This is a genomic window from Pseudoalteromonas luteoviolacea CPMOR-1, assembly GCF_001625685.1.
Lineage (GTDB): Bacteria > Pseudomonadota > Gammaproteobacteria > Enterobacterales > Alteromonadaceae > Pseudoalteromonas > Pseudoalteromonas luteoviolacea_K.
In genome coordinates, this window is sequence record NZ_AUYC01000021.1 from 117,595 (window position 1) to 142,464 (window position 24,870).

Genomic DNA, 24,870 nt, shown 5'->3' on the forward strand with positions numbered 1-24,870 from the left:
GCTTTTTTTGTGCTTATTTCATTACTTCACAATTGTTTGATCTTCCCAAAGATGGATCTTATTTGGATTAGTCAGATTAAACACTTTAACAACCATGGTTTTGCCCGCTGCATTCTCACATTCAATGATTTGATATAAAACTTGATGTGCAGGGTTTGTTATAACTTCATTTTTAACAAACACATCAGAATGAAATGGTCCTTTGCGATCTTCGCCATGAAATAAGCCTAATGACACTCCACGATTTGCAACTGTTGTACAATAAGATTGTGTATTCTGATTATTGACCTTCAAAAGGCTATTAATACGATATGCCGAATGATATCCATACGAATAAGGGATATGAATAAACTTCCCTTCAGGTGCCAAAGTTACTTGCCAATCCACAATCGGCGCGCCAGGCACATTAACTAGGACGTTATAGTCTTCGCCAAGTGCATCGATGCAATTAATGTGAACCGTCTTGGAATCTTGTAATACGTTTTCATCGTGTAGATCTGCTTCTAACGTTAAACTCGTTGTACTATGCGTATCTACAGACACACTTAAGTTTGCAAGATTGGTGTGCGTCTCGTTGGAATAAACATTGGCATTGTTACAGACACTCAGCTCATCTCTAAGTTGAACATTGAGCGTTAATTTATGTGCATGTTCACTGGTGATCATAGCGCTGCTCACTGGGCCCATATCGTAGTGTGTAACCCGCTCAAAACCATCTTCATCTGCAATATTTTGCGCAACTGCAAATGCATTTAAGCTCGTCAACACAGAGCCCAGTGCGATCGAAAGTTTAGACATAGACATGACAATTTCCTTTTCATTGAGAGAAATCTGTATAGTCTGTACTGCATAATCAGCTATCTGTTGAGATAACCCTAGCAGCCGTTTACGCCATCTACAAAATTCTCCCCTCCCCGAAACAACCGTAAAATACAAAAATTTATTCAATAAATTTATAAACTTAAACCTCAGCTATACTCCCCCATTAGATACCACTTAGACTTAAATAACACTTCCTCATGACACAATAGCATTCCTATGTAATTCACCAGAATTCATTATCAATTTTTACATTGCACTAATACTCATTAAGTTACGCACTGTATCAACATGCGTAATAAGCTAAATAGTTACTAATGTTACTCACCTTGCGTTATATTTTACGCAATCACATCTGGGTCACTTCTCACGCCTTCGATAACCTGAGTAATATCCATCAAGTAGACATCCTCAATTAACGAAATAACATCATTCCACCTCGGATTATATTCATTATTTTCCCAGCGTCTCAGCGTTCTCTCTTCAATCCCATAACAAGCCGCTGATTCAGCTTGAGTATAACCTCTGCACTTTCTAGCATACTTGAGTAATTGTGCGCCCTTTGGCGTACGAACAAGTTTAGATGATTGGGGAGTTACATCATCACTTCGATGCGCAGACACCAAGTGCTGAGATAATCTAGTTTTCATTTGTGTGTTGAATGTTAGGTGTTTGGCCATGTTCACTTTCCTTATTTTTTTACGCAAGTGAGTACGTCTGCACCCCGAGGTGCCCTACTAACTGTTATAACTTACCGTAATTAATGCATACTGAACCATAGAAAAGCTCGAATGCGTAATTTTTTATAAAGTATAGTTCAAAAAGTTACGCACCACAACCATTAATTAATTTAACTCTGCGTAAAAAATTGCATTGAGTTTATATTTAAAGCTCCTTATAATGACGAGCATGACGCTTAATAAATGTGATACAGGAAATAAACCCATTATGGACGGAGTAAATTACCTCAGTACCTTGGCAGCTAGAGTCGAGGAAGCAATTAAACCGCACAGTATAAGGGCATTTGCGTCAAAAATTGATGTCTCTGAAGGCACATTGCGTCGAATATTAAAAGGTGAAGATCCAAAACTTAGCATCATTGAAAGAATCGCGACTGAGGCCAAAGTCAACTTACTCTGGTTAATCACCGGAGAAGAAAGTGACATAGATGATGAAAGTTCACTACATCCCGTCGTTAAACTGGATGAGTTTAACGATGCATTTGTATTAGTACCTGGATATCATGTTTCGGTTAGTACTGGCTACGGCGCATTTAATGACCAAATGCAAGTTTCTAGGCATTTAGCTTTTAGAAAAAAATGGCTTGAGTACAAAAATCTTGAAAAAAGTAAATTAGCAGTGGTGTTCGCCAAAGGTGACTCCATGGAACCGACCATTCATAATAACAACACCATTTTGGTCGACTTGAGTGATAAAAAGCTCAGTGAAGGGCTCATTTATGTTGTAAGGCTTGGTGAAGAACTCTACGCAAAACGTCTACAACAATATTTAGACGGTTCTGTGAGACTTATCAGCGATAATAAAGAATATGTTGAGCAGGTAGTCAAACCTGATGAAATGGAACAACTTGAAATTATTGGTAAAGTGGTATGGATAGGAAAAGATTTAACTTAAACCTTTTCCTACAAAAAAGAGGTGTGGACTATCCGCCCACACGTATTAGCTTATAGTTTTTGCCATGCACCACTTTTACCTGGCTCATCCCCTTTGGTCCACCAAAGCGCTTTGTAACGTGTGCATTGGTTTGTTGCATCACAATGGTTCACTTCAGAGCCTGTGTTATAAGCAACATCAATATGCCACGGGAATTCAGCTTGACTGATCAAAGTCCATGCATCCGCAAACCGTGTTGGCTCAACACCAGATACCCAGTACTTCGCTTCCCAAACTAATATCTGTTTCACTTCTAGATCAAAGTGGCTCACTCGATCGCCAGTATTGTACACTGCAGCTGCATCATAGGCTGGATGGCCACCTGTTCCTTTAGGGGTCACAGTCACAGACACAGTATCTGTGTAACTATCAATACCATTGTCAGATACGCTTAACTGGAACACTAACTGTTCAGGCTGCGTAACCTCTGGTGCTGAAAAACTTGCTTTAGAGCTATCACTTCCTGCAAGCACAACAGTTTGCCCTGAAACTTGAGTCCAGATGTAAGTAAGCACATCACTATCAGCATCTGACGTCGCACTGCCATCTAACGTCACATTAGCAAAGCCAGATTCAACTTGTTGATCTACACCTGCATTCACTACCGGTGGCGTATTCACAACGCTATCACGAACCGTGATCACCACTTCATCACTGGTATTGCCGCCTTTGCCATCATTCGCACTAAAACGTAGCGTCACAGTCGCTTCACCTACCACATCAGGTGCTACAAACTCTAGATTCAATGCACTAGTGACACCTAAAGTAACCGCAGGACCGGATACTTGCTGCCATTGATAGGTAAGTGCATCGTTTTCTGCATCACTCGCAGTCGCAGCCAGTTTAACCACTGAACCTGATAACACACTTTGATCCGCGCCAGCATTAACAACAGGAGCACGGTTAGAGCCATCTACAAGAGGATGGCCAAGCGACTCGTGCATCCAGTTTAAAATATCGCCATTGTCTGTATCGATCTCCCAACCGAACATACCAGCAAGCCCTTCTTGGAACACAAGCTCACCTTTGGCTTTAATCGATCTTTGATCATCGTAAGAGATCAGATCACCTGTACTCGGGCGATAAATATATGGCGCCTGTGCGACAGTATCATAATGATATTCCCAATCAGGGTGTTTCGCCCACTGTGCAATATTTGCGTACATCAGTGTACCAGGCTCTAGCTTGAAGGCATCAGCTGGTGCTGAAGGACCCGTCGCTTTACCTTGCATATGATGTGTACCAGGAGTGTGTTCAACACCAGTCCAGCCACGGCCATACATGGCGATACCTGCGACCAGCTTACTACCAGGAACGCCTTGCGCTTTAAGTAAATCAATACCTGTTTTTAGGTTATATTGTGTTGTACGTACATCAGAAGGTTTAAAGTCTGATGGATATACTGCTGTCTGGTGGCCTAGACCTTCTAAATCCCACGCGCCAAAGTAGTCATAGGACATCATTAAGATGTAGTCCATATACTTTATTGCTTCGCCATAATTCACTTTATCAAGCTTATCAAACCCAACGTTGATTGCAGACGTCAGTTCATACTTACGGCCTGTACGCAACTCTTCTTCATCAAGCATTGCGCGTAGTTCTTTCATCAACTTGATATAAGTTGCACCATCACTTGGCGCGCCTAAATTGGGATTTGCGGCAGCGACACCAGGAAACTCCCAATCTATGTCAATACCATCCCAAAACTGCCATGTTCTTAAATACTGTCGGCAAGATTCAACGAACGTTTTTCGTTTCGCATCATCTGCCATAAAATAAAATGGATCAGATAACGTCCAACCGCCGATAGATGGAATAATTTTAAGGTCAGGGTAGCGCTGCTTTAACGCCATCATTTGCCCATAATTTCCTTTGATCGCATCCTGATTCACTTGATCGCCAACCGGCTTCATGTAAGCAGCCCACGGATCTGGTGGCGCAAGCTCAAAGTCGCTTAAGCCAGCTGTAACGCGCTGAAAGGTATCATAACCTGTCGGGTTTTCCTTTTTGAAAGACTCATTAGGACCAGCAATCGCAACAAACCCATAAAAAATATGCGTCAAGTTTTCAGCTGGGATATTGTCAATGTAATAATCCATGCCCTCTACACGATAAACTGACCACTCAGCTGCATATGCAGCAACAACTTTGCCTGTCGTATTCACATAAGAGCGGTTAGTCATCTCAATTGGAAAACGTGGATCATTCACTTTCATCGGCAGTGGGTCTAAATGACTCCCCGCCGTATCTGCCACCACAAGCACCTTATTATTTGTGCTGTCACTACAACCATCAATATTACACAGCTGAACTGTTAAATTAAACTTTCCTCCCTGTGTAAATGTTAATGTTTCTACACCCGATTGTGAGCTACCTACTTCAGTTAAAATGCGACTATGGACAACTTGTCCATCCAACAGTACTTTAACTGTTTCTCCAGCTTCTCCAGTCCATTTTGACCAAGGCACAGAAACATCAACACTTGGCGCAACGACAACATCTTTGTATGCCAGTGAATCTGTTATCGTAACCAAACTATGCTTTTCGACCATCCATTCTACTTTTGGTGCGCCCGGAGCGGCGGCCAATGTAGACAAAGAGGCGAACAAACCAGAGAGAAGCAGCGCCTGCTTAACTCGCGTGAATGCACTGCTGTGTGTTGTTTTCATTTTATATCCTTTTACATGTTTTTATTTTTGTGCACGTATTACTTACCTGCTTTTTTAAACTTCAGTGGACCCTTACTTCCGCCCGAAGCGTATTCACCAATTAAATACTGTCCATCGTCAGACAATGTCAGTGTATGTATCCCCTCTGTCGTCCAGCCTGGGATCTGCTGTGTCACTTTTACTTCAACCGTAATAGTGTCTTGTTCACGCACCCCATTACCATGCTCAACAAAGGGAGTGCCTTTGAACTCTAAGTAATGTGCAGTAAACACTTGATTTCCCTGCTGAGATATAATTAGGTGGCCATTGCTAAAATTACTGTTATTTACGTCATGCCATAAACCAGCGATACGCCGTTCAGATGCCTTTTCATTCGAATTCGTAAAAGATGAGACAGCGCTGTCATCAGCGTTGGAAAGAAATGCACTATTGAGCGCTAAAAAGATAAAGATTGGGCGAAAAGCTTTACGCATTGCCAAGAGCCCCTTAAGGTGAGTTAACAAAATAACAAATATTATTAACACTAATGTACCTAATATATATAAAAAAACAACCCATTACAGGGACAAAAATTTCACAAACCTAGCTAGCTCCGGAGCTAAAATTTCACATTTATGTCTTTCCTATCTCTATAATATTGAATTTTAAGCTTTTAAAAAAATAAGAAGAATTTTGAGGTAATGTAATAAAATGGTAAAAGTAATGAACTAAATACCTTAGCGAAATAAACCTTTAACCACAGTGCTGTAAGAAAATAAATGTCTATTTTTGAGGAAGCTTTCAACGATCACATTCGTCGTACTACGCAGAACGACCCAGACTTATACTTAAATACTGAACGTAACATAAGCGATCCACGGTCAACTCGATGTACAGTAATTACTAAAAAGGAAAACGTATGACAAAAAGTACTTACACCCCCGAAAAGGTATGGCAGTGGCAAAGCGGCAATGGCGGGAAATTTGCCAATATCAACCGCCCTACAGCCGGGCACAGATTCGAAAAGTCATTATCAGTTGGGCAACATCCGCTTCAACTGTATTCTTTAGCCACGCCTAACGGCGTTAAAGTAACCATCCTGCTTGAGGAGTTGCTTGAAAAAGGCATTTCTGAAGCAGAATATGACGCATTTTTAATTGATATTATGGAAGGAGATCAATTTTCATCCGGATTTTGCGATATCAATCCCAATTCAAAAATTCCAGCGTTGATTGACAATAGTGAGCAGCCTGCCATTCGCGTATTTGAGTCTGGTGCTATTTTGTTATACCTCGCTGAAAAATTCTCCGAGTTCATTCCAAAATCTCTTAGTATGCGAACAGAGTGCCTGAACTGGTTGTTTTGGCAAATGGGGTCTGCGCCTATTCTTGGCGGAGGGTTTGGTCACTTTTATGCCTATGCGCCAGAAAAGTTTCAATATCCGATTGATAGATACACCATGGAAGTAAAACGGCAGCTAGATGTCTTAAATATCCATTTACAAGATAAAACCTACCTATGCGGCGATGAGTACACCATTGCTGATATAGCAATTTGGCCTTGGTATGGCGTACTGGTAACGGGTGGTCTTTATGATGCTGCAGAGTTTTTAAATGTACAAGACTATCCTCACGTACAACGCTGGGCAAAGCTCATCAGTAACCGAAATGCTGTTAAACGTGGCAGAATGGTCAATCGTACCTGGGGAGAAGACAGCGAGCAGCTTCATGAAAGGCACCAAGCAAGCGACTTTGACGTGAACACCCAAGACAAAAGAAACGACCAATGAGTTTACGCGTTCAGCACCTCTTCAAAGGTGCTGAACTATGTATTATTTATCAGACTGTTTTGACATGAACTCACTCATTCTTTCTTGCAACGCAGTCTCCGATAAATCTTCAATATGAGTGGCAATCGTCCACACGTGACCGAAGGGGTCTTCAAGTGTACCCGCCCGATCACCATAAAACTGATCTTCAACCGCTCTCACTTCTTTTGCCCCCATCGCCAAAGCTTGTGAAAACACGAAATCCACATCTTCAACATAATGCATCAAGGAGACTGCTGTACCACCCAGCTGCTTTGGTCCTTTGAAATGCATATCAGGACATTCATCACTGATCATAATATGAGAATCTCCAATTTTGAGTTCAGCATGTGCAATTAACCCATCAGGCATATTTAATTGCATAACAAGACTGGCACTGAAGACTTTTTGGTAAAACTGGATAGCCTCACTTGCGCCTTGGACGATAAGATAAGGCGTTATTGCGTGGTATCCTTGGGGAATTGCTTTGACCGCCATTATTTCACTCTCCTGAGATATGGTATGCCACTAAAGCTAGCTTAATATGACTAAAGTACAACTATCTACTTAGCGTGCTCCCTGACTAAACAGATCTCAATATCCTGCTTTCCTTCCGTAAAAAAAACGCTAAACTATGCGTTTTTATCGCATTTTGGGGTCACTATGCAGCGCAAAAAATTAGTCAATCAACTTACAGAGTTACTTAAGCCCTTTCAGATAAATGACTTTTGTCCTAATGGTTTACAAGTTGAGGGGAAATCAGAGATTAAAAAGGTCATTACTGGTGTGACTGCCAGCCAAGCTTTAATCGATGCTGCCATAGAGAAACAAGCCGACGCTATTTTAGTTCATCACGGTTATTTTTGGAAAGGCGAAGATCAACCAATAACAGGCATGAAAAAGCGCCGGATCCAAAGTCTTTTAGCCCATGATATCAACTTATTGGCCTACCACTTGCCGCTTGATGTCCACCCAGAGCTTGGTAACAATGCCCAACTGGGAGAATTACTAGATCTTGTTGTAGAACGTCCACTAGAGCCTTGGAATAAAAACAGTGTCGCCGTTAAAGGAAAGTTAAAAACGCCAATGACAGTCAGCGAATTTACGCAATTAATAGAAAACAAATTAGAGAGGGCCCCCCTAGTAAACCAAGCTGGTGATCATGAGATTAAGACAATTGCATGGTGCACTGGTGGGGGACAAAGTTTTATTGATCTCGCAGCCAGCCAAGGTATTGATGCTTACCTAACCGGGGAAGCCTCTGAGCAAACAATTCATAGCTCAAACGAGCAGGGTATTCACTTTTTTGCCGCAGGCCACCACGCGACAGAACGATACGGTGTTAAAGCTCTGGGTGAATATTTAGCTGATAAATATGACCTCGATGTTGAGTTTATCGATATTAATAACCCGGTTTAACTTCATGGCAAAAAAGCAAGGCAAGCCAGTTGCCAAAGATCGTCACTTTTGTGATATCGCGGGTAAGTTCAGAAATAACATCTACGGCACGACCAAAGGTCAGATCCGAGAAGCCGTATTAAAGCGCGATTTAGATGATCTGATCCACGGTCATTTTGCCAACACGCCGCTAAAAATACTCGATGTAGGTGGTGGCCAAGGACAACTGGCACTCTATCTTGCTGACTGTGGGCATCAGGTCACCTTGCTTGATGTCTCCGCCCCTATGTTAGAACTTGCTCAAGAGCGAGCCGAGTCCAGTAACTTGTCAGAAAGTATGACTTTTATCCATGCACAGCTACAAGACCTACCAGCTTTGGATATTGGACAGTTTGATCTGGTACTGTGTCATGCCGTTTTAGAATGGATTGTTGAACAAAAGCACGCTTTAGCTATATTAAAAAATTGCTTAACCCCTCAAGGGGTTCTATCACTGATGTATTTTAATAAGGCTGCACAGCGTCTAGCCAACATGGTTTATGGCAACTTTGATTACGTATCAAATGGGCTAAAAGTAAAACAAAAAGTTGGACTTAGTCCAAACCAGCCCTTAGAAAGTGAAGATGTTGAATGTTGGCTCAATGCGTTATCGCTACACACCCTCAGTAAAACCGGTGTTCGCTGCTTTCATGATTATTTACGTGACTTAGATAAAGCACAAGATGAATTTGAAGCACTATTATCTCTTGAGCTTAAATATAATAAATCGGAGCCTTATGCATCGATTGGTAGGTATACACATTTGCTCTTGCAGATAAAAGAATGAGAGGAAAACGGCCTTAACAACCCAGTACCCACCACAGTACGAATGTTAAGGCCAAGACATTTGCTGTAAGAGAGCAGCCATTAAACGTTGACATAGTTGCATGAATTTGTCCCTTGAATCGCTTTGAAAAAAAATGAAAAGCAAAATAATCAAAAACTTATAATTAACCTTTAAATTTTTTCATCATCAAAATGCAGTAATACATAGTCATATAAATCTTGTTTTTTAGTTGCGACGCCCTGCCCGCCTGCCGACAAAATCACTTCTTGCTGTTTTTTTGACTCGACCCAAGTGTAAACATAAAACGGCGTATCATCACCTGTCGCTCGCATTGCTCTGAGCAGCTTTAATCCAGCCAATGGTTCACCACTGCGTCCCATATCTGAAATAACGACGGTATAGTCATACATACTCAGGAGCAATAACGCTTCTTGCGTCGACGTTGTGTTATAAATGCCGATCTTTTGCTTTAAAAAGTATCCTTGCTCTTTTATGTTGTTTTTAGGATTATCATCCACCCATAAGATGCGCCCTTTTGCATCTGTTGGCTCACTGGCTTTGAAACTTACATTTTGTTCGTGGACAAAAGCATGGTTAACTATCAGCCATATACAAGCACAGCACATCACTAGGGTAACCCCTATCCAAAATTTAAGATGGGCGCCGTCCGAATGATGCTCTGCTTTTAGCATTGCTAATTGTATCTGCGCGGCATCTGTAGTTTGAGGGCAATGTACTTTCACTTCAGGATTAAACTTATACCCCTGACCTCTTACAGTAAATATTAAGTCATGCTTTACGCCAATGCGCCTCAGCAGACTTCTAGTATCAGATATTAAACGGGGTAAAGACCATGAAGAAACGACAGAATCAGGCCACAAAAATGCAACCAGCTCATCTTGGGTACAAACTTTTGGGTGGGTATCAATTAAGTAGGCAAGTAGTTTAAAAGCGCGCTCTTCAAGTACCACTCTTTTCCCATCAACTTTGAAGCTTTGCTCTCTACTATTTAACACTGCATTGGAAAATTGATATTCCATATCTCTATGATTTCCATTTAATTAACTAACAACCATAAGAATTCATAGACTATACCAAACTCTTCAACAGAGCTAGACTCACTTGCTAGTAATAATGTCTAATAGTCTGCCAACTTACATTTCTGAATGCGTTAAATTAGCGGCAAACATCAATTAACAATTGATTTGCGATGCCTGAAATGACATCAGGATCTTTTTGTGCTTGAGAAAACGTTCTGAGACCATAAATACCCACAATTAAACTTTGAGCTCGCTGCTGAGGCGACCGTGGGCCAGTTATCACACCTTGTTGGCTTGCTTGGGAAAACACCTCTTTCATAAAACCTTGCCACATCACACACTGTTGGCTCAATACCGCTTGCGCTTGCTCATCTGTTTGTGCAATTTCGTTAATTGCTTTTTGGCTTAAACAAGATTGGGCAGGATCTCCACTTATGCACTCTGAGACGATACTATCTAAATATGCCCTCAACCCACTAAGCGCATCACTTTGACCATTAAATATTGATTTAAGCTCTTCACTCCGGTCCAAATTGTACTGCTCTAATGATGCCAGTAATAATCCTTTTTTATTCTCGAATGCACAGTAAATGGAGCCCGGATGCAATCCTGTGGCGAGCTTTAGGTCTTGCATACTGGTTTTGTTATACCCTTTTTCCATAAATGCATTCATAGCCGCTCTTAGAACAACTTCTCTATCAAACTCTGCGCTTCTCATAAACAAACTCAGCTAAGTACTTTATGAGTATCTTAAACAAATTTGAACAAATGTTCAAAAATACTATTGAATGATCGTTCAAATAAAGCTATCTTGAATAAACATTCAAAATAAAGAGAACGACAACCCATGACAGACATACTATTTCAGCCTTATAAACTCAACTCAACTATCTCATTACAAAATCGCGTATTGATGGCGCCACTCACTCGATGTATGGCAGACGATGATCTCGTTCCGACTGATGATATGGCAGCCTATTATGCAAAACGCGCAGATACAGGATTAATCATTTCTGAAGCAACGATAATTCGTCCAGACGGACAAGGCTATCCAAATACACCTGGGTTATTCACACCAGAGCAAATTATTGGGTGGAGAAAAGTCACAGATGCGGTGCACAATAACGGCGGCAAGATTTTTGCTCAATTGTGGCATACTGGACGAGTAGCACACCCACATTTCTATGCGGGAGACACTGTAATAGCCCCCAGTGCGCAGAGGGTAGAAGGAACAGTGCCACGCATGAGAGAACTGACCTATCAAATACCTACACCAGCAACAACAGAGCAAATTCAAGTACTTGTCAATGACTATGCCCAAGCAGCTGCGAATGCTATTGATGCAGGTTTCGATGGCGTAGAGATCCATGGAGCAAATGGTTACCTCATCGACCAGTTTTTGCATTTTGACAGCAATAAACGCACAGATAATTACGGTGAAACCCCTGAAAATATGAGCCGCTTCGCATTAGAAGTGGTTGATGCAATTGTTGATCGTATCGGTCAAGATAAAACCGCATTGCGCCTTTCTCCCGGTGCCTATTTTAATATGGCTTCAGACCCTCGTGACAAGCAAGTATTTGATTACCTTTTACCTGAATTAGAAAAACGTGATTTAGCCTTTTTACATATTGGGATATTTGATGATGAAATGACCTTTGAACACTTAGGTGGAAGAGCGTCTGATTATGTCAGATCAAGATACAAAAAAACCTTGGTTGGAGTTGGCGGATTTACCCCGCAGACTGGAGCTGCTGCCATCGATGCAAATCGATTTGACCTACTAGCAATCGGCAGACCTTTAATTGCAAACCCCGATTACATTGCAAAAGTCAAAAGTAAACAGCCATTAGTCGAATACGATGAGCAGATGCTAGCGTCTCTCATTTAATCATTATAGAGGGCAGCTACTTTATCAGTGGTAGCCCTTGTGCCTGCCAGCCCAACATATCACCTTCCAAGTGCAATAACGTAAAACCGCGTTTACTTAACGCACTTTCAAAAATATGGGCCCGCCTTCCTGAACGGCAGTAGACGACCAATGTTTTATCTTTGAGTTCATTGAGTAGAAACGACTGTGCTTCTATTTGGTCATAGGGAATGTTTATCGCTCCTTTGATATGACCGCCAGTATATTCCTCTACTGTACGGACATCTATGATCGTATACGGTGTATCTGACATCTGGTTGACCAATAGCTCACTGGCCTTAACACCCTGCACATTTGCACTCGCCCCAGCACTCAAAAATAACGACAATACAATCAAACACATTACAAAAGTTACTTTCAACGTGTGTCCTGACATTAGCATAATCACATTCCCTTCCAAAATGGTAGCCAAAATAGCCTATATAATCAGCCTACCTGAAAGCATAATTCAATACGAACAAAGTTGGTTGATTAAGATCTAATCGAAAAAAAATATCGATTTCAATTTATTTTAATTGTTTGATTATTATGTAAAATTCATATTTTTCATCGAAAAAAATGCGTCTACTATCCTTTAGTCTAATACCGAAAACCCCAATACCGACTATTACTTACTGCACGCACGATTGGACAATTGGTTAGACAACTTATATTTGTTAAATATTGAGTTTTTAGTCTAAAGTAAAATTATATTGTGACTAAGTCGATCATCAACCGTGCCTGAAATACATACAAAATAATGAGTATTTGTCTTTTATATTAAACAAATTAGTTATTATTTCGTCACAATAGACATGAACAATAACGTTAGTTTTAACCCATCACTGACAGTAAACCACTTCAGTGATACGTGGCTTAGTTGTGCGGTCGTTTTGCCACTTTATGTTCGGAACAGCACATTATGGAAAATAAAAAAATAGCAGTAGTAACAGGCGCTTTAGGTGGGATAGGTACAGCTATTGCCCAAAAGCTCGTTGAAAACAATTACTTTGTTATTGCAGTCGCAAGCCCCAGACGTACCGAAGCAGACTTTGATACTTGGTGTAATGAATCCAATATCAACCCAAAATTTGTTTCACCTTTATTTTTAGATGTGACTGATGCGCAAGCATGTAGTGACAGCCTCGAAGCAATTATCGACAATCATGGAAAAATTGATGTGTTGGTAAACAACGCCGGTATTACTCGTGATGCTTCATTCAAAAAGATGAATGCACAGCAATGGCACGATGTCATCGATACAAACTTGAATTCGATGTTCAATATGACTCAACCACTTTTTGCCCATATGTGTGGCAACAAGTCGGGGCGTATTATCAACATCTCTAGTGTGAATGGTCAAAAGGGCCAATTTGGTCAAGCAAACTATGCAGCAGCCAAAGCAGGCATGATTGGCTTTAGCAAATCCCTCGCCTATGAAGGTGCAAGAGCCGGTGTGACCGTTAATGTTGTGGCACCTGGTTATACGGAAACACCTATGGTTGCCAAAATGCGTGAAGACGTATTGGAAAGCATTAAGGCACAAGTACCTATGCAGCGACTGGCGACGCCTTTAGAAGTTGCTGAAACAGTTAGCTTTTTAGCTTCTGATGGTGCGGCATACATCACAGGTGAAACACTTGCCTTAAATGGCGGCCTGTATATGAACTAAGAACTCACGATACCATTTAGAAAAGGCAACTTTTCTGTAGTAGATGGGTATTGCATTTTAAACGGATTATCTCTCAATAGGAAGCAAGCCATGTACAACGACTTTTTTAAATCAATCACAGAGCAAAGCGAAAAGTTTTTTTCACCTGCTATTCAGTTCAACCAACTTGTTGCAAAAAATATTGAGCAACTTGCTAAGATTCAACTAGATGCAGCGCATTCGTTCACAGAAACATCTGTTGAGCAACTTAAAACAGCGGCAGAAGTAAAAGACGTTAAGTCATTTATCGACTTCAACGCAAGTCAACTAAGCGCTGTTAATAAGCTAAGCCAACAGCTTATCGAAGATGGTCAAAAGCTAACTCAACTAGGTCAAGAGTTCAAAGATAACCTAGAGACTATCTCAAACGAGACTGTTAAAGCGGCAAAAGTATAACGCGTTTATCAGCCTAGCCAAATTCACTTTGTGCTAGGCTGATCTGCATTATTCAATGCAAAAACCACTGACAAGCTTAATTATTTCGTCATCAAGACTGTGAGAATGAGTACTCGAATACATGTGTGCCAATAAACAACGTCGACTCAAACTCTCTTTTAAAAGTTTGTTCAGCACATGCAGCGCACCTTTTAAAGCAATGACTCGTCTGTCACACCTCCGACTAGGAAGCATAAAATGGATACCGACAATAAAGATTTTACTCAGACCATGACCGCTTGGTGGCAGTATAATCAAGATCTCTACAGTATTTTTTCACAAAATCTTTTTAATAATAGTCCGGTTCAAAAAGCGCTCAACGAACAAAGCGCCGAGGATTTTGGCCAGTGGGCTAAAGAGATCACCAAACAACCAGAACTATTCGCAAAACAACAAATTAACTGGTGGCAAGAACAATTAAAAATTGTTCAACAAACTTGGGAACAAACGCTCAACGCGTCTAGCGAAGAGATTATTTCTACAGAGCGTGGCGACAAACGCTTTCTCGCCGACGAATGGCAAGATAACCCCTGGTTCAGCTATATCAAACAAAGCTACTTACTTTTTGGCCAATCATTGTTAGACTCAATTCGCCAGACACCTGGGTTAGATGAGAAGCTCAAGGAACGGCTTGAATTCTTTGCAAGACAGGTTATCAACTCAATTTCTCCCAGTAACTTTATTACCACCAACCCTGAATTGCTGAAATTAACCATTGAGTCCGAAGGACAAAACCTGATTAACGGCCTTGAATTATTCAAAAAAGATATGGCAAAAAGTGGGGACATGCTACGGATCAGCATGACCAATGAAAATGCTTACGAGTTGGGTAAAGATCTCGCGACAACACCAGGCAGAGTCGTTTTCCAAAACCATTTATTTGAGCTGATCCAATACACAGCAACGACCAAACAGGTACACAAAACACCGCTTCTATTTGTACCTCCTTACGTAAATAAATATTACATCTTGGACTTAAAGGAAGAGAATTCTTACGTGAAATGGGCCGTTGATAACGGTCATACCGTATTTATGATCTCATGGAAAAACCCCGATCCAAGTATGGCTGAAGTCGGTTTTGAGGATTACGTTGTCGATGGCGTCATCGCGGCTTTAGATGAAATAGAAAAGCAAACTGGCGAAGCCTATGTTAATGCCATTGGCTATTGTATCGCAGGCACACTGGTTGCAACCGCCATGGCGTATTTTACGTCTAAACGTATGAAGCAAAAGATTAAAAGCGCTACATTGCTCACAACCTTACTAGATTTCTCACAGCCTGGCGAGTTAGGCGTATTTGTTAACGAAGGTACCATATCAGCACTGGAAGCTTACAACCTCCAAAATGGTGTTATGCACGGACATTTGTTAGGCGTCTCGTTCAGCATGCTTAGAGAAAATAGCCTTTATTGGAATTATTATGTAAATAACTACCTCAAAGGCCAACCTCCAATGGATTTAGATCTATTGTACTGGAACGGTGATAGCACAAACTTAACGGCTAAATGTCATAATTTTATGTTGCGAGATCTGTATCTTGAAAATAAGTTGATCGCGACAAAAGAAGTAGAGGTCAGAGGTACAAAGATAGACTTAGCCAAGGTCAAGCAGCCTATCTATGCTCTATCAACACGAGATGACCACATTGCACTGTGGCAGGCTACTTTCAAAGGCTTCCAATACACGAGTTCTAAAACCACATTTGTGTTGGGTGAGTCAGGCCATATTGCTGGGGTTATCAACCCGCCGAAAGCAAACAAATACGGGTTTTGGTCTGGTCCGGCGCCACAAGGCGACGCCAATGCATGGCTTGAAAAAGCAGATCATACTAAAGGCTCTTGGTGGGGTCATTGGGGTAAATGGATCACTCAATTCACCGACGAAAAAGTACCCGCTCGCGCAGTTAAGACTAAAGCTAACCCTGGGATCTATGATGCACCTGGAGAGTACGTCAAAGCGAGATTGTAATAACGCCAATAGGTAAAGAGATGACTCTTTACCTATTACACTTCCTATCGAGCGTATTGGTTGGATAAATAACGAATTTGTCGTTGTGAAATATTAGGGAAATCACCTCTTACGCGATATTTCAAATAAAGAGGTATAAACACGTCAGCTTTCGCTAAATTATCTAGTGCTGTCAAAAATTGAACCGCAGTCTGGTTCGTGCTCTGTACGATGCTTTTTTTACAACAAGTTTGATAGCGCGCCAAAAGCGCAGTCAAGTTATACTTGCTTCCCGCGGCTTTTAACTGTGCTTCTGACTCAATAAAAAATGCTGTACCACTCCAATACACTCGCTGATACGCACCCAACTGCCACATATTTGCTGACACTGTTGACAACTTGCCCTGAAATGTTGGCGTGGCAGCTTCACCGCGTGTAAGGCCAGCGCTAATACGTTGTGTAAAGTCATCTTTGGAGATCATACCAGCCTGCAACATAACAACATTTTGTAAGTAGGTTGCCAGCCCTTCACCAAGCCAGCTATCACCATAGTCAAAAAACGGATGATACAAGTGTGCAAGCTCATGATACAGCGTCCAGTCTGCTTTTAACTGAGCCAACGATGCATTTTTGTGAATATGAAGCGTGATACCATCTAAATCACCACGAGCTACCTCACCCCAAGGTACAGGCTCATTAGCATATTCTTTAAGATGAATAAATACAGGTACAGAAGATTGTTGCAAGTCTGTCAGTGTCGAAGCGACTTGCGCTAGACCATAGTCTAGCCAATTCGACACTTTTTCAACGATATGCCGCTCAGGTGTTTGGCCATTTTGCCACATAACCTGAACGTCGGCACTAATGGTACTAAAACTGAAGCTCGATATACATATTGCTATAATACAGCGGCACAATTGCCCCATATTTACGCTTTGCCACTAAGAATTAAATTTACCTAATTATAGCGCCATTTGCATGCCATCATAGGAAGCTTCTGTATGTGAGCCCTTTTTAATTGTAAAATGTTTACCGCCAAAGCGAACTCTGCCTCGCTTGCGTTCAATGATCTGCTCAGCTAGGCCTTTGTCATTTACCAAATCAACAAACTGTTTGCGGGCACGATGTATCTGTATATTAATGTGACTCTCACTGATCCCCAAATCTTTTGAGAGCTGTGACACACTTACCCAACCTCGTTCATTTTCCTCGTCAACCGCCTCTTCATCACGGGCTTTATATCGCGCTAATAACGCCGTTAAATAATGATGCGTTCTGATATCAAAGTCTAGCAATGCGCCATTATGATTCACCTTCAACTCAGTGATTTCTTCATCTAAGCTGATGTCAAATACAAACTCTAGACTCGATTGATGTGTGCTATCAATTGGCATCGTGGCTTCCTGAGAGGCAGCCTCAACTTGAAACAAGTACCATAACTCATTAGCAACACAAAGGTTATCACTGTCCGTCAAAGGCACAATTTTGCCACTTTCTAAGTGTTCATAACACCAGCAAAGCTTTTCATTGTCGTAAAATACAACCAATTCAGGATTCGTTTCTGACGGTAAGAAATGATATTTTTCCAATGGAATCACTTCATCAGGCTGTTCATTACAAGAAGGAATTAATAAATCTTTAGGCGGTGAAATTGAGTCGACAATAAATGTTTTCGGGTGCATTTCAGAAAAGGTTATTTCATCATCTACTTTAAGATGTATCGCTTGATTGTAAGCAATGCGTTGACCATTCAGCCATACCCCATTTTTACTTAGATCACGGAGCTCCCAATCTTGACCATTATGTTCAATCACCGCATGAATGCGTGAAATTTCAACGCCACTGACATGAGTATCAACAGAATAAGTTAATCTCCCAAAGCGGTGAAACGCTTTTAAGTAGATAACATCAGAACAATCCTTTACTTTAAGCTTAGCCATGGGGTCACCTATTCCTCTTTTGATACTCTGTATTGCGACAATGATGAAAGAGGGATCACCTCTTGAATCATTCTCATAGTGTAACCTTAATAGCCCAACAAATAAATTACGCTTCATTACACGCAGAATGCTTCTATCCCAATCAGCGCACGTTTCAATATGACGGTCTCTGGTAATCTCAATCAAAATTGCCTAAAGTTATCAATGGCTGCCTTAAAATAAACTATTATATAAACTATGACGCGTCCCTCGTTTGAACTGCTTGTGTTATTCATTGCTTTGTGTCTACTTGTACCAGCCAGTGCAAATGAGGACACTAAACCGCGTGTGACAATTCTAGTCGACGATAGCTATCCGCCCTACTCCTATGAAAGTAATGGATATTTGTATGGGATTTATATTGAGCAAGTAAGGCTCGCAGCAAGGCGTTTATCCGAGCATTATCAAGTAATTCTAGAGCCTATCCCTTGGAAACGAGGTGTTGCAGCAATGGAAAATGGCGAGGCATTTGCTTTACTGCCTCCCTATATACATAAAGACAAACGGCCTTATATTTGGCCTTATTCCACTTCCCTCGGGGAAGAAGCGGTTGTTGCGTTTTGCAACCCGGATATCACGTTAAACAACATTCTAACACGCTCACCAAATCGCCCCCCTATCAATATTGGCATAAATGCTGGCTTCTTAATCCTTGATAAAGAACTTCTGACGGCGAAACAGAAGGGATTGATAAAAATTTGGGAAAATAAAGATACACTCACAAATATCAAAAAGCTCTCTAAGTTTCGCCTAGATTGCTACGTTAACGATAGACTTTCGACACTCATGGGTTTTGAGTCGGTAAAACGAGAGCTTAAAGAGTTAGATCTCAAACAATTCAGAGAAGACCGAGTTGTTTTAAGCCGGACCGCACACATAGGCTACACCAAAGATAATGGAGAGAAATTCCCATATAAATACGACTTTATTAAAAGAATGAATGAAGCATTGTTAAGTGTACAACAGCAGATGAATGAATAGGTCGTGTTTAGACGAAACCAGACTAAACACCATCAGAGGTTACCCCAGAGGGCACCTCTTTATGATGTTATTATCTCACAGGGAAAGTTGGTCTTAGCGCATCCATACTTTAATATCAGCTAAACCATTTGACTGTAACAACTGCAGCTGAGATTCGACATTTTGGCTTTGCTCAAACTCAAATGCATCTAATTCATCGTCAAATACCACAGTACCAGCCCCATCACCACCGCTCCGTTTCACTTGGTGCAGTGCAATGTCTGCAAGGTTAACAGAGGCTTCCCAGCCAATCACATGACCGCCTAGCATTTGCAATGGATAGAATGACCACCCCACAGACACCGTCATCTTAGTTGATTTACCATTTGGCAGAGTAAAGTCGAATTCACCGACGGCTTTACACAGCTCTTTAACATATTGATCGACATCAGCACATTGAAAGTCTCGTAAGAGGAGTAAAAACTCATCACCACTCCAACGTGCAACATAGTCAGACCCTTGTGTTCGTGTATTAAGTAACGTCGCCAATTGTTGTAGGCAGCTATCACCGCCTATAGGACCATTGGCGTCATTTATTTTACTGAACTTATCAATATTCAGGATCATCAACACCAGACTCTTACCCTGCGCTTTCAAAGAGTTTGCATTGCGCTGGTAATGTTCAATGTCTTTAGGCAATTGATCAAATAAGAACCTACGGCTTTTCAGTCCGGTTAATTCATCTGAATGACTCACCAGTTTTAATTGCGTATTGACCTTATTGAGTTTTTCATTCGCTTTTCTCAATTCAGTCGTTCGCTCAGTAACCAACTCTTCCAATGCTGCTTGCTTGCGCCTTTCTTGTGCTCTAAACACCCAAAATACTAGGTAGAATAAGAATATAAATCCGCAGGTGATAATCAGCCTAAAAAACACAGTTTCATCAAAGCGACGAGGCAAAGTGAGCTTTACCGTTTTAGAGTGTGCTTCTTGCCAGTCTTCACCACGGCGTTTAACCTCCAATTTAAAGGTAAATTCACCGGGAGGTAAATTGGTGTAGATTGCCTCGCGGCGCGCTAATGCGTCTCGCCACTGCTCATCATGCCCTTCAAGTTTATACCGAAACTCAATACTTTGTGGTGCATAAAAATCAATCGCAGTGTAGCGTATGGTCAAGTCTCTTTCGTTAGTATCCAGTACAATACTTTCAACTATTTTATTCGGCGTAAGCTCTCTCGTTGGCGTAGTGATCCCTTCAAAGCGAGGTTCAAGTTCGCTGTCGCTGAATAACTTAACACTTTTCGGAATACGCACTACACCTTGTAAACTGGGATACAATAATACGTCATCGACTTCCACCACCGAGTCATGTCCAAGACCAGTACAACACTGGCTCGGCATGCCATCAAGCTGGCGATCGAAGGGATTGATAACTTGCTCAACCTTCAGGTTCTCAATTTCTTGAGTGAACTGCTCGATCGACATGCGATAAACACCCTTCATAGAACTGACCCATATAAAGTTCTGTTCTTTATCAAAGTGTAAGGACAAGATTGGACCATAAGGTAAGCCATGAGAGGCATCTAATTGGAACCAATCACCGGACTCCGTACGATAGTAAAGTCCATCATAAAAAGTACCAACCAAAGTAGTGTAATTTTCTACATGTAAGATACTGGTAACGTAGGCGGTTTCTAATGATGTTTGTCCGCCAATTTTTTCGATGCCTCGTTCGTTATATTTGTAGGCACCTTTATCAGTCCCAATAAACCCATAGCGCGGGAAATCCACAACATAAGTAACAAACTGGCTACCGAGAAACGCATTGTATGTAAAAGGCGTCAACCCATTGTAATCAAGGCGATATAACCCCCTACCAGTGCCTATCCACAGCCCACCTTGGTTAGAAGGGCTAATCGTAAATACTTGTGTCTGTCGGAATTCACGATTGGGTATGGCCAACAACTGACCATTGTCATAAATAACGACACCACGACCGGTACCTAGGTATAGGCGACCATCCAAAAACTCCATATCATGGACTTCAACACCTTTAAGCTGGGCTGGTGTGATAACGGGTTGGTAATTATCATCCTGATCAAGCATTCCCACCCCTTCTCGGGTAGCAACCCAAACATTACCTCGAGGACCCATAGTCATCGCTGATATCGCTTGTTTGCCGCGAAGGCCTGCCTGAAAACGCTCTACCCGACCTGAATGAGCGAGCCACAAACCTTCGTTAATACTTGCCAGCCATACATTATTGCTTTTATCTATGAATAAGTCGGTAAACCAAATCCCCTGATCTAGTTGTACTAGATCAACTGATTGCCATTCACCACCACTTTCTTTATATAGTAAGCGGCCGTAAGTAGAGACCCATAAGCCCCCTTGGTCATCACTTAAGAATTTATATACGGCACTATTGCCAATTTCATCAAATCGACGCAGTACTTCATCAAAGTCGAGGAAAAAAGCACCTAATTGAGATGCCAAAAAGAGCTTACCATCTACCCATGCAAGATCGTGGATATTAGTTTGTGCAAGCTGCCTGGGTAAGGAAATTTTGCTAGACAATTCCAAGCGCATACCATTGGAACCAACAAATTGAGCCTCTCCGATACGTAATAAATGACGTTCGTTTACCACCCAAATGCCATCGGGGGATGGCGCCATTTTTGTCACAGCACCGACTATTTGGCTGATATGAGTAAGCGACAATTTACTGTCATCTAAGTTGTTTTTATCCAACATTAAACGCTTTGCAGAGATGTAATAGAGTCCATTGGCCGCGACCCAAATATTACCGCTATTATCCTCAATGATATCCTTGACATCAGCTTGAATTTTGAACTTCTGCGCTTTCATAGTTTGAGGATCTATGCGCAATACACCTCGTCGCGTCCCTACCCACAACATGCCAAAGCGATCAACCACAAGCTTATTGATCGCATTACTCACAAGAAAATTGGTATTTTGAGTATTAAAGTTAACGAACTGGTGCCCATCAAACCGACTCAAACCAAATTGTGTGCCAAGCCAAATATAGCCCTGCTGATCTTGCACCACACTTTTAATACTTTGTGATGGTAAATCATTTTGCATATTCCACTGCTTTACAACATAGTCGTTAATCGCTGCATTCACATTGAATACGACCGCCATAATGAACAGTAGGAAAAACTTGTGCATAGATTCCCTCTTTCTCAACTTTAATTTAGCCGCCAAGGACCCCTGTTTTAAACAAAGCTTGAATACAAATCAATGAAAAAATGCCTGCCAATACATCATCAGCCATGATCCCACGACCGCCATGTAACTTTTTATCTAGCATCCTGATAGGACCCGGCTTCGCAATATCAAAAAAGCGAAACAGTAAAAAACCGACTAACAAAGATTGCCAATTAATTGCGGCGCCTATCATAGTAATGTAGAAACCTACGACTTCATCCCAAACAATAGCAGGATGATCATGGACATTAACGTCGCGTGCAGTTTTACCACAGACCCACACGCCAAATATTGTCATCAAAACCGCGAGACTCACCTGAAACCAAATTGGCAAAGTCATCGTAGCAAATATGAAAGGTAGTGCTGCTAAGGTCCCAACAGTACCAGGGGCTTTAGGCGCAAGGCCCGTACCAAATCCCAATGCAAATAATTGATGTGGGCGTTTGAGATTGAATTTTAACGACTTATCCAAGCTCGCTCCTAATTAAAGTGTTCATAGCCAGCTTGCTCTAAAATAGAGTACTTCTCGCCATCTTTGTAAAGCTCTACGGAGCCAGGTGTATTTGTTACTTGCCCTATGCATGTTGCTTCAACACCATATTGCATTAATCTTGCTTCGACGGCATTTCTGTTGTTGTCATTGACTGTAAACAGCAATTGATAATCATCACCGTATGATAAGCTCAGCATCTCTCTTAGAGCTGTGTCCTCTAACGCGCGTAAATCATCAGAGATGGGTACCTTGTTGATATCGATATCAGCCCCGACCATTGAGCGATCAACAATATGTTGCAGATCCGCAAGTAAGCCGTCAGAAATATCAATACAGGAAGTTGCAAGGCCTCTTAGAACTTGCCCAGCCGCAACGTGAGGTTTTGGATAGTGCAATTTTTCTACTACGCGCTTGTGTTGTTCGGGACTTAATTCAATGCCACGTTTACGAGACTCAATCGCTAAAGCAGCGTCACCTAGAGGGCCAGTAATATAAATCCAATCACCCACGTTAGCACCAGAACGTGTTAAAGATTTACCCTTTGGAATAATGCCTTTGGCGCAAATCGTGATAGTTAAAGGCCCTTGCGTCGTGTCTCCACCTATTAGCTGCACATTGTAGTACTCAGCAATTTCGTGCAACCCTTCAGTAAACTCTTCTAACCAAGCCATATCTACATTAGGTAATGTGAGTCCGATAGATATCCATGTAGGCTCAGCACCCATCGCAGCAAGATCACTTAGATTGACCGCTAACACGCGATGACCTAACGCTCTGGCAGGAATGTCGGGGAAAAAGTGTACACCTTCAACCAAGGTGTCTGTGGTTACTGCAAGTTGACAGTTCTCTGGAATATCAACAACAGCACAATCATCACCAATACCAACGGCAACATCACGGCGAGTTATGCCTCTGCCTTTGAAGTAATGATTAATTAACTCAAATTCCTTCATACATTAAAAAAGCCGGCCAACGCCGGCTCTCCTCATGATTCTGATTATTTGCGGATTTTCTTAACTGCTTTGTCCAACACGCCATTTACAAATTTATGGCTGTCTTCTGCACCAAAAATTTTGGCCAGTTCAATCCCTTCGTTGATAGCCACTTTATATGGCACATCTTCACGGAACTTAAGCTCATACGCACTGACGCGTAAAGTCGCTAATTCAACCATGTCTAAGTCGTCAAATGGACGAGATAGGTGAGGCTGAATCGCTTCATCCAACTGTTTATGGTTTACTGCAACACCGCGTGCTAAATCTTTAAAATACTCCACATCTACTTTTGATACGTCGTTCTCGATTAGCATTTGCTGTTCAATATCAGCAATAGGGTTGCCACTTAACTGCCATGAGTAGACAGCTTGCAATGCAAGCACACGCGCTTTACGTCTAGCTGCTGGTTTCACTTAGATTCCTCTTAAATTTGCTCAAGTACGTTAACCATTTCTAGAGCACCAAGTGCAGCTTCGCCACCCTTGTTACCCATTTTAGTTCCCGCACGTTCGATAGCTTGCTCAATACTTTCTGTCGTCAATACACCAAAAGCAACTGGAATATCGTAGTCTAATGAAACGCATGCTAGTCCTTTATTTGATTCGTTTGCAACCAAATCAAAGTGTGGTGTACCACCACGAATAATAACGCCTAGCGCGATAATAGCATCATGCTCTTTTTTCATTGCAACACGTTTAGCTGCAAGAGGTAACTCAACTGCACCTGGTACATAAACCACTGTGATGTCTTCATCTTTCACGCCACCGGTGCGCTTAAGCTCATCTACTGCACCTTCTAGTAAGCTGCTGCCGATGAAATCGTTAAAACGAGAAATGACAATGGCAAATTTTTTACCTGGAGCGAACTTGTTACCTTCAATTATTTTCATTAGATGATTCCTGATCAGTATTAGCAATAGCCAAATTGACGCGCATAATAGCACATCTTAAAGAAAAACACCTACTGTCCAACTAGACAGTAGGTGTAAAAAGTGATGA

24 protein-coding genes are annotated in these 24,870 nt (G+C 41.5%); 9 read left to right on the forward strand and 15 right to left on the reverse strand.

What is annotated here, in order from left to right:
- Nucleotides 1-21: 21 nt before the first annotated feature.
- Together N473_RS08755 and N473_RS08760 are read right to left on the reverse strand one after the other, a co-directional pair.
- Nucleotides 22-804, reverse strand: a complete 783-nt coding sequence (locus tag N473_RS08755; RefSeq protein ID WP_231099544.1) for a hypothetical protein — start codon at nt 802-804, stop codon at nt 22-24.
- Nucleotides 805-1,160: 356 nt separating this feature from the next.
- A complete protein-coding gene (locus N473_RS08760; RefSeq protein ID WP_231099545.1) occupies nt 1,161-1,499 on the reverse strand; it encodes a helix-turn-helix transcriptional regulator in 339 nt (112 codons plus the stop codon).
- Nucleotides 1,500-1,767: 268 nt separating this feature from the next.
- On the opposite strand from N473_RS08760, the gene N473_RS08765 reads away from it, so the two are divergent.
- Complete coding sequence (locus tag N473_RS08765) at nt 1,768-2,454, forward strand: XRE family transcriptional regulator (protein ID WP_063367580.1); 687 nt, start codon at nt 1,768-1,770, stop codon at nt 2,452-2,454.
- Nucleotides 2,455-2,504: 50 nt separating this feature from the next.
- Here N473_RS08765 and N473_RS08770 read toward each other — a convergent pair whose 3' ends face one another.
- Together N473_RS08770 and N473_RS08775 are read right to left on the reverse strand one after the other, a co-directional pair.
- Nucleotides 2,505-5,162 carry a glycosyl hydrolase family 18 protein gene (locus N473_RS08770; protein WP_063367581.1) on the reverse strand — a complete coding sequence of 886 codons (2,658 nt, stop codon included), beginning with the start codon at nt 5,160-5,162 and terminating at the stop codon, nt 2,505-2,507.
- A gap of 38 nt (nt 5,163-5,200) precedes the next feature.
- The gene (locus tag N473_RS08775; RefSeq protein WP_063367582.1) at nt 5,201-5,635 is read right to left on the reverse strand and encodes a hypothetical protein; all 435 of its coding nucleotides are present in this window, start codon (nt 5,633-5,635) and stop codon (nt 5,201-5,203) included.
- A 425-nt stretch (nt 5,636-6,060) separates the two neighbouring features.
- Here N473_RS08775 and yghU point away from each other — a divergent pair, with 425 nt between their 5' ends.
- Nucleotides 6,061-6,930, forward strand: a complete 870-nt coding sequence (gene yghU, locus N473_RS08780; RefSeq protein WP_063367583.1) for a glutathione-dependent disulfide-bond oxidoreductase — start codon at nt 6,061-6,063, stop codon at nt 6,928-6,930.
- Nucleotides 6,931-6,972: 42 nt separating this feature from the next.
- Here the strand turns inward: yghU and N473_RS08785 are convergent, their stop codons facing one another.
- Nucleotides 6,973-7,446 (reverse strand): VOC family protein, encoded by a 474-nt coding sequence (locus N473_RS08785; protein ID WP_063367584.1) that lies wholly within the window; start codon nt 7,444-7,446, stop codon nt 6,973-6,975.
- Nucleotides 7,447-7,611: 165 nt separating this feature from the next.
- Here N473_RS08785 and N473_RS08790 point away from each other — a divergent pair, with 165 nt between their 5' ends.
- Together N473_RS08790 and N473_RS08795 are read left to right on the forward strand one after the other, a co-directional pair.
- Nucleotides 7,612-8,367 (forward strand): Nif3-like dinuclear metal center hexameric protein, encoded by a 756-nt coding sequence (locus N473_RS08790; RefSeq protein ID WP_063367585.1) that lies wholly within the window; start codon nt 7,612-7,614, stop codon nt 8,365-8,367.
- A 4-nt stretch (nt 8,368-8,371) separates the two neighbouring features.
- Complete coding sequence (locus tag N473_RS08795) at nt 8,372-9,172, forward strand: methyltransferase domain-containing protein (protein ID WP_063367586.1); 801 nt, start codon at nt 8,372-8,374, stop codon at nt 9,170-9,172.
- A gap of 170 nt (nt 9,173-9,342) precedes the next feature.
- Here the strand turns inward: N473_RS08795 and N473_RS08800 are convergent, their stop codons facing one another.
- On the reverse strand, nt 9,343-10,212 hold the full coding sequence (locus N473_RS08800; RefSeq protein ID WP_063367587.1) for a winged helix-turn-helix domain-containing protein: 870 nt from the start codon (nt 10,210-10,212) through the stop codon (nt 9,343-9,345).
- 136 nt (nt 10,213-10,348) lie between these two features.
- Nucleotides 10,349-10,930: a TetR/AcrR family transcriptional regulator gene (locus N473_RS08805; protein WP_063367588.1), complete on the reverse strand. Its 582-nt coding sequence runs from the start codon at nt 10,928-10,930 to the stop codon at nt 10,349-10,351.
- Between the two features lie 129 nt (nt 10,931-11,059).
- Between N473_RS08805 and N473_RS08810 the strand changes: the two genes are divergently transcribed.
- Entirely contained in the window at nt 11,060-12,103 is a 1,044-nt protein-coding gene (locus N473_RS08810) for an alkene reductase (RefSeq protein ID WP_063367589.1), read from the forward strand.
- A gap of 16 nt (nt 12,104-12,119) precedes the next feature.
- Here the strand turns inward: N473_RS08810 and N473_RS08815 are convergent, their stop codons facing one another.
- Entirely contained in the window at nt 12,120-12,524 is a 405-nt protein-coding gene (locus N473_RS08815; RefSeq protein ID WP_231099546.1) for a rhodanese-like domain-containing protein, read from the reverse strand.
- Between the two features lie 519 nt (nt 12,525-13,043).
- Between N473_RS08815 and N473_RS08820 the strand changes: the two genes are divergently transcribed.
- The 3 genes from N473_RS08820 to phaC all read left to right on the forward strand — a co-directional run bounded on the left by N473_RS08820 (nt 13,044) and on the right by phaC (nt 16,235).
- The gene (locus N473_RS08820) at nt 13,044-13,793 is read left to right on the forward strand and encodes an SDR family oxidoreductase (protein WP_039611614.1); all 750 of its coding nucleotides are present in this window, start codon (nt 13,044-13,046) and stop codon (nt 13,791-13,793) included.
- Between the two features lie 90 nt (nt 13,794-13,883).
- Nucleotides 13,884-14,228, forward strand: coding sequence for a phasin family protein (locus N473_RS08825; RefSeq protein ID WP_039611615.1), 345 nt, complete (start codon nt 13,884-13,886; stop codon nt 14,226-14,228).
- A 237-nt stretch (nt 14,229-14,465) separates the two neighbouring features.
- Nucleotides 14,466-16,235, forward strand: coding sequence for a class I poly(R)-hydroxyalkanoic acid synthase (gene phaC / locus N473_RS08830; RefSeq protein ID WP_063367590.1), 1,770 nt, complete (start codon nt 14,466-14,468; stop codon nt 16,233-16,235).
- Nucleotides 16,236-16,279: 44 nt separating this feature from the next.
- On the opposite strand, the gene N473_RS08835 is transcribed toward phaC, so the two are convergent.
- Nucleotides 16,280-17,140, reverse strand: a complete 861-nt coding sequence (locus N473_RS08835; protein WP_063367591.1) for a hypothetical protein — start codon at nt 17,138-17,140, stop codon at nt 16,280-16,282.
- 36 nt (nt 17,141-17,176) lie between these two features.
- Entirely contained in the window at nt 17,177-18,154 is a 978-nt protein-coding gene (locus N473_RS08840; RefSeq protein ID WP_063367618.1) for an FHA domain-containing protein, read from the reverse strand.
- A gap of 327 nt (nt 18,155-18,481) precedes the next feature.
- Here N473_RS08840 and N473_RS08845 point away from each other — a divergent pair, with 327 nt between their 5' ends.
- Nucleotides 18,482-19,174: a substrate-binding periplasmic protein gene (locus tag N473_RS08845; RefSeq protein ID WP_231099547.1), complete on the forward strand. Its 693-nt coding sequence runs from the start codon at nt 18,482-18,484 to the stop codon at nt 19,172-19,174.
- Between the two features lie 93 nt (nt 19,175-19,267).
- Here the strand turns inward: N473_RS08845 and N473_RS08850 are convergent, their stop codons facing one another.
- The 5 genes from N473_RS08850 to ribE are packed head-to-tail and all read right to left on the reverse strand — an operon-like array spanning nt 19,268 to nt 24,761.
- On the reverse strand, nt 19,268-22,345 hold the full coding sequence (locus N473_RS08850; RefSeq protein WP_063367593.1) for a ligand-binding sensor domain-containing diguanylate cyclase: 3,078 nt from the start codon (nt 22,343-22,345) through the stop codon (nt 19,268-19,270).
- Between the two features lie 25 nt (nt 22,346-22,370).
- Nucleotides 22,371-22,856 carry a phosphatidylglycerophosphatase A gene (locus N473_RS08855; RefSeq protein WP_039611619.1) on the reverse strand — a complete coding sequence of 162 codons (486 nt, stop codon included), beginning with the start codon at nt 22,854-22,856 and terminating at the stop codon, nt 22,371-22,373.
- Nucleotides 22,857-22,864: 8 nt separating this feature from the next.
- Nucleotides 22,865-23,830 carry a thiamine-phosphate kinase gene (gene thiL / locus N473_RS08860; RefSeq protein WP_063367594.1) on the reverse strand — a complete coding sequence of 322 codons (966 nt, stop codon included), beginning with the start codon at nt 23,828-23,830 and terminating at the stop codon, nt 22,865-22,867.
- A 44-nt stretch (nt 23,831-23,874) separates the two neighbouring features.
- On the reverse strand, nt 23,875-24,285 hold the full coding sequence (gene nusB / locus N473_RS08865; RefSeq protein WP_023398524.1) for a transcription antitermination factor NusB: 411 nt from the start codon (nt 24,283-24,285) through the stop codon (nt 23,875-23,877).
- Nucleotides 24,286-24,296: 11 nt separating this feature from the next.
- Nucleotides 24,297-24,761 (reverse strand): 6,7-dimethyl-8-ribityllumazine synthase, encoded by a 465-nt coding sequence (gene ribE / locus N473_RS08870; protein WP_039611622.1) that lies wholly within the window; start codon nt 24,759-24,761, stop codon nt 24,297-24,299.
- Between the last annotated feature and the right edge of the window lie 109 nt (nt 24,762-24,870).

Coding starts and splice junctions, on each gene's coding strand:
- N473_RS08755 (WP_231099544.1), bottom strand. CDS start 804: ATGTCTATGTCTAAACTTTCGATCGCACTGGGCTCTGTGTTGACGAGC.
- N473_RS08760 (WP_231099545.1), bottom strand. CDS start 1,499: ATGGCCAAACACCTAACATTCAACACACAAATGAAAACTAGATTATCT.
- N473_RS08765 (WP_063367580.1), top strand. CDS start 1,768: ATGGACGGAGTAAATTACCTCAGTACCTTGGCAGCTAGAGTCGAGGAA.
- N473_RS08770 (WP_063367581.1), bottom strand. CDS start 5,162: ATGAAAACAACACACAGCAGTGCATTCACGCGAGTTAAGCAGGCGCTG.
- N473_RS08775 (WP_063367582.1), bottom strand. CDS start 5,635: ATGCGTAAAGCTTTTCGCCCAATCTTTATCTTTTTAGCGCTCAATAGT.
- yghU (WP_063367583.1), top strand. CDS start 6,061: ATGACAAAAAGTACTTACACCCCCGAAAAGGTATGGCAGTGGCAAAGC.
- N473_RS08785 (WP_063367584.1), bottom strand. CDS start 7,446: ATGGCGGTCAAAGCAATTCCCCAAGGATACCACGCAATAACGCCTTAT.
- N473_RS08790 (WP_063367585.1), top strand. CDS start 7,612: ATGCAGCGCAAAAAATTAGTCAATCAACTTACAGAGTTACTTAAGCCC.
- N473_RS08795 (WP_063367586.1), top strand. CDS start 8,372: ATGGCAAAAAAGCAAGGCAAGCCAGTTGCCAAAGATCGTCACTTTTGT.
- N473_RS08800 (WP_063367587.1), bottom strand. CDS start 10,212: ATGGAATATCAATTTTCCAATGCAGTGTTAAATAGTAGAGAGCAAAGC.
- N473_RS08805 (WP_063367588.1), bottom strand. CDS start 10,930: ATGAGAAGCGCAGAGTTTGATAGAGAAGTTGTTCTAAGAGCGGCTATG.
- N473_RS08810 (WP_063367589.1), top strand. CDS start 11,060: ATGACAGACATACTATTTCAGCCTTATAAACTCAACTCAACTATCTCA.
- N473_RS08815 (WP_231099546.1), bottom strand. CDS start 12,524: ATGCTAATGTCAGGACACACGTTGAAAGTAACTTTTGTAATGTGTTTG.
- N473_RS08820 (WP_039611614.1), top strand. CDS start 13,044: ATGGAAAATAAAAAAATAGCAGTAGTAACAGGCGCTTTAGGTGGGATA.
- N473_RS08825 (WP_039611615.1), top strand. CDS start 13,884: ATGTACAACGACTTTTTTAAATCAATCACAGAGCAAAGCGAAAAGTTT.
- phaC (WP_063367590.1), top strand. CDS start 14,466: ATGGATACCGACAATAAAGATTTTACTCAGACCATGACCGCTTGGTGG.
- N473_RS08835 (WP_063367591.1), bottom strand. CDS start 17,140: ATGGGGCAATTGTGCCGCTGTATTATAGCAATATGTATATCGAGCTTC.
- N473_RS08840 (WP_063367618.1), bottom strand. CDS start 18,154: ATGGCTAAGCTTAAAGTAAAGGATTGTTCTGATGTTATCTACTTAAAA.
- N473_RS08850 (WP_063367593.1), bottom strand. CDS start 22,345: ATGCACAAGTTTTTCCTACTGTTCATTATGGCGGTCGTATTCAATGTG.
- thiL (WP_063367594.1), bottom strand. CDS start 23,830: ATGAAGGAATTTGAGTTAATTAATCATTACTTCAAAGGCAGAGGCATA.
- ribE (WP_039611622.1), bottom strand. CDS start 24,761: ATGAAAATAATTGAAGGTAACAAGTTCGCTCCAGGTAAAAAATTTGCC.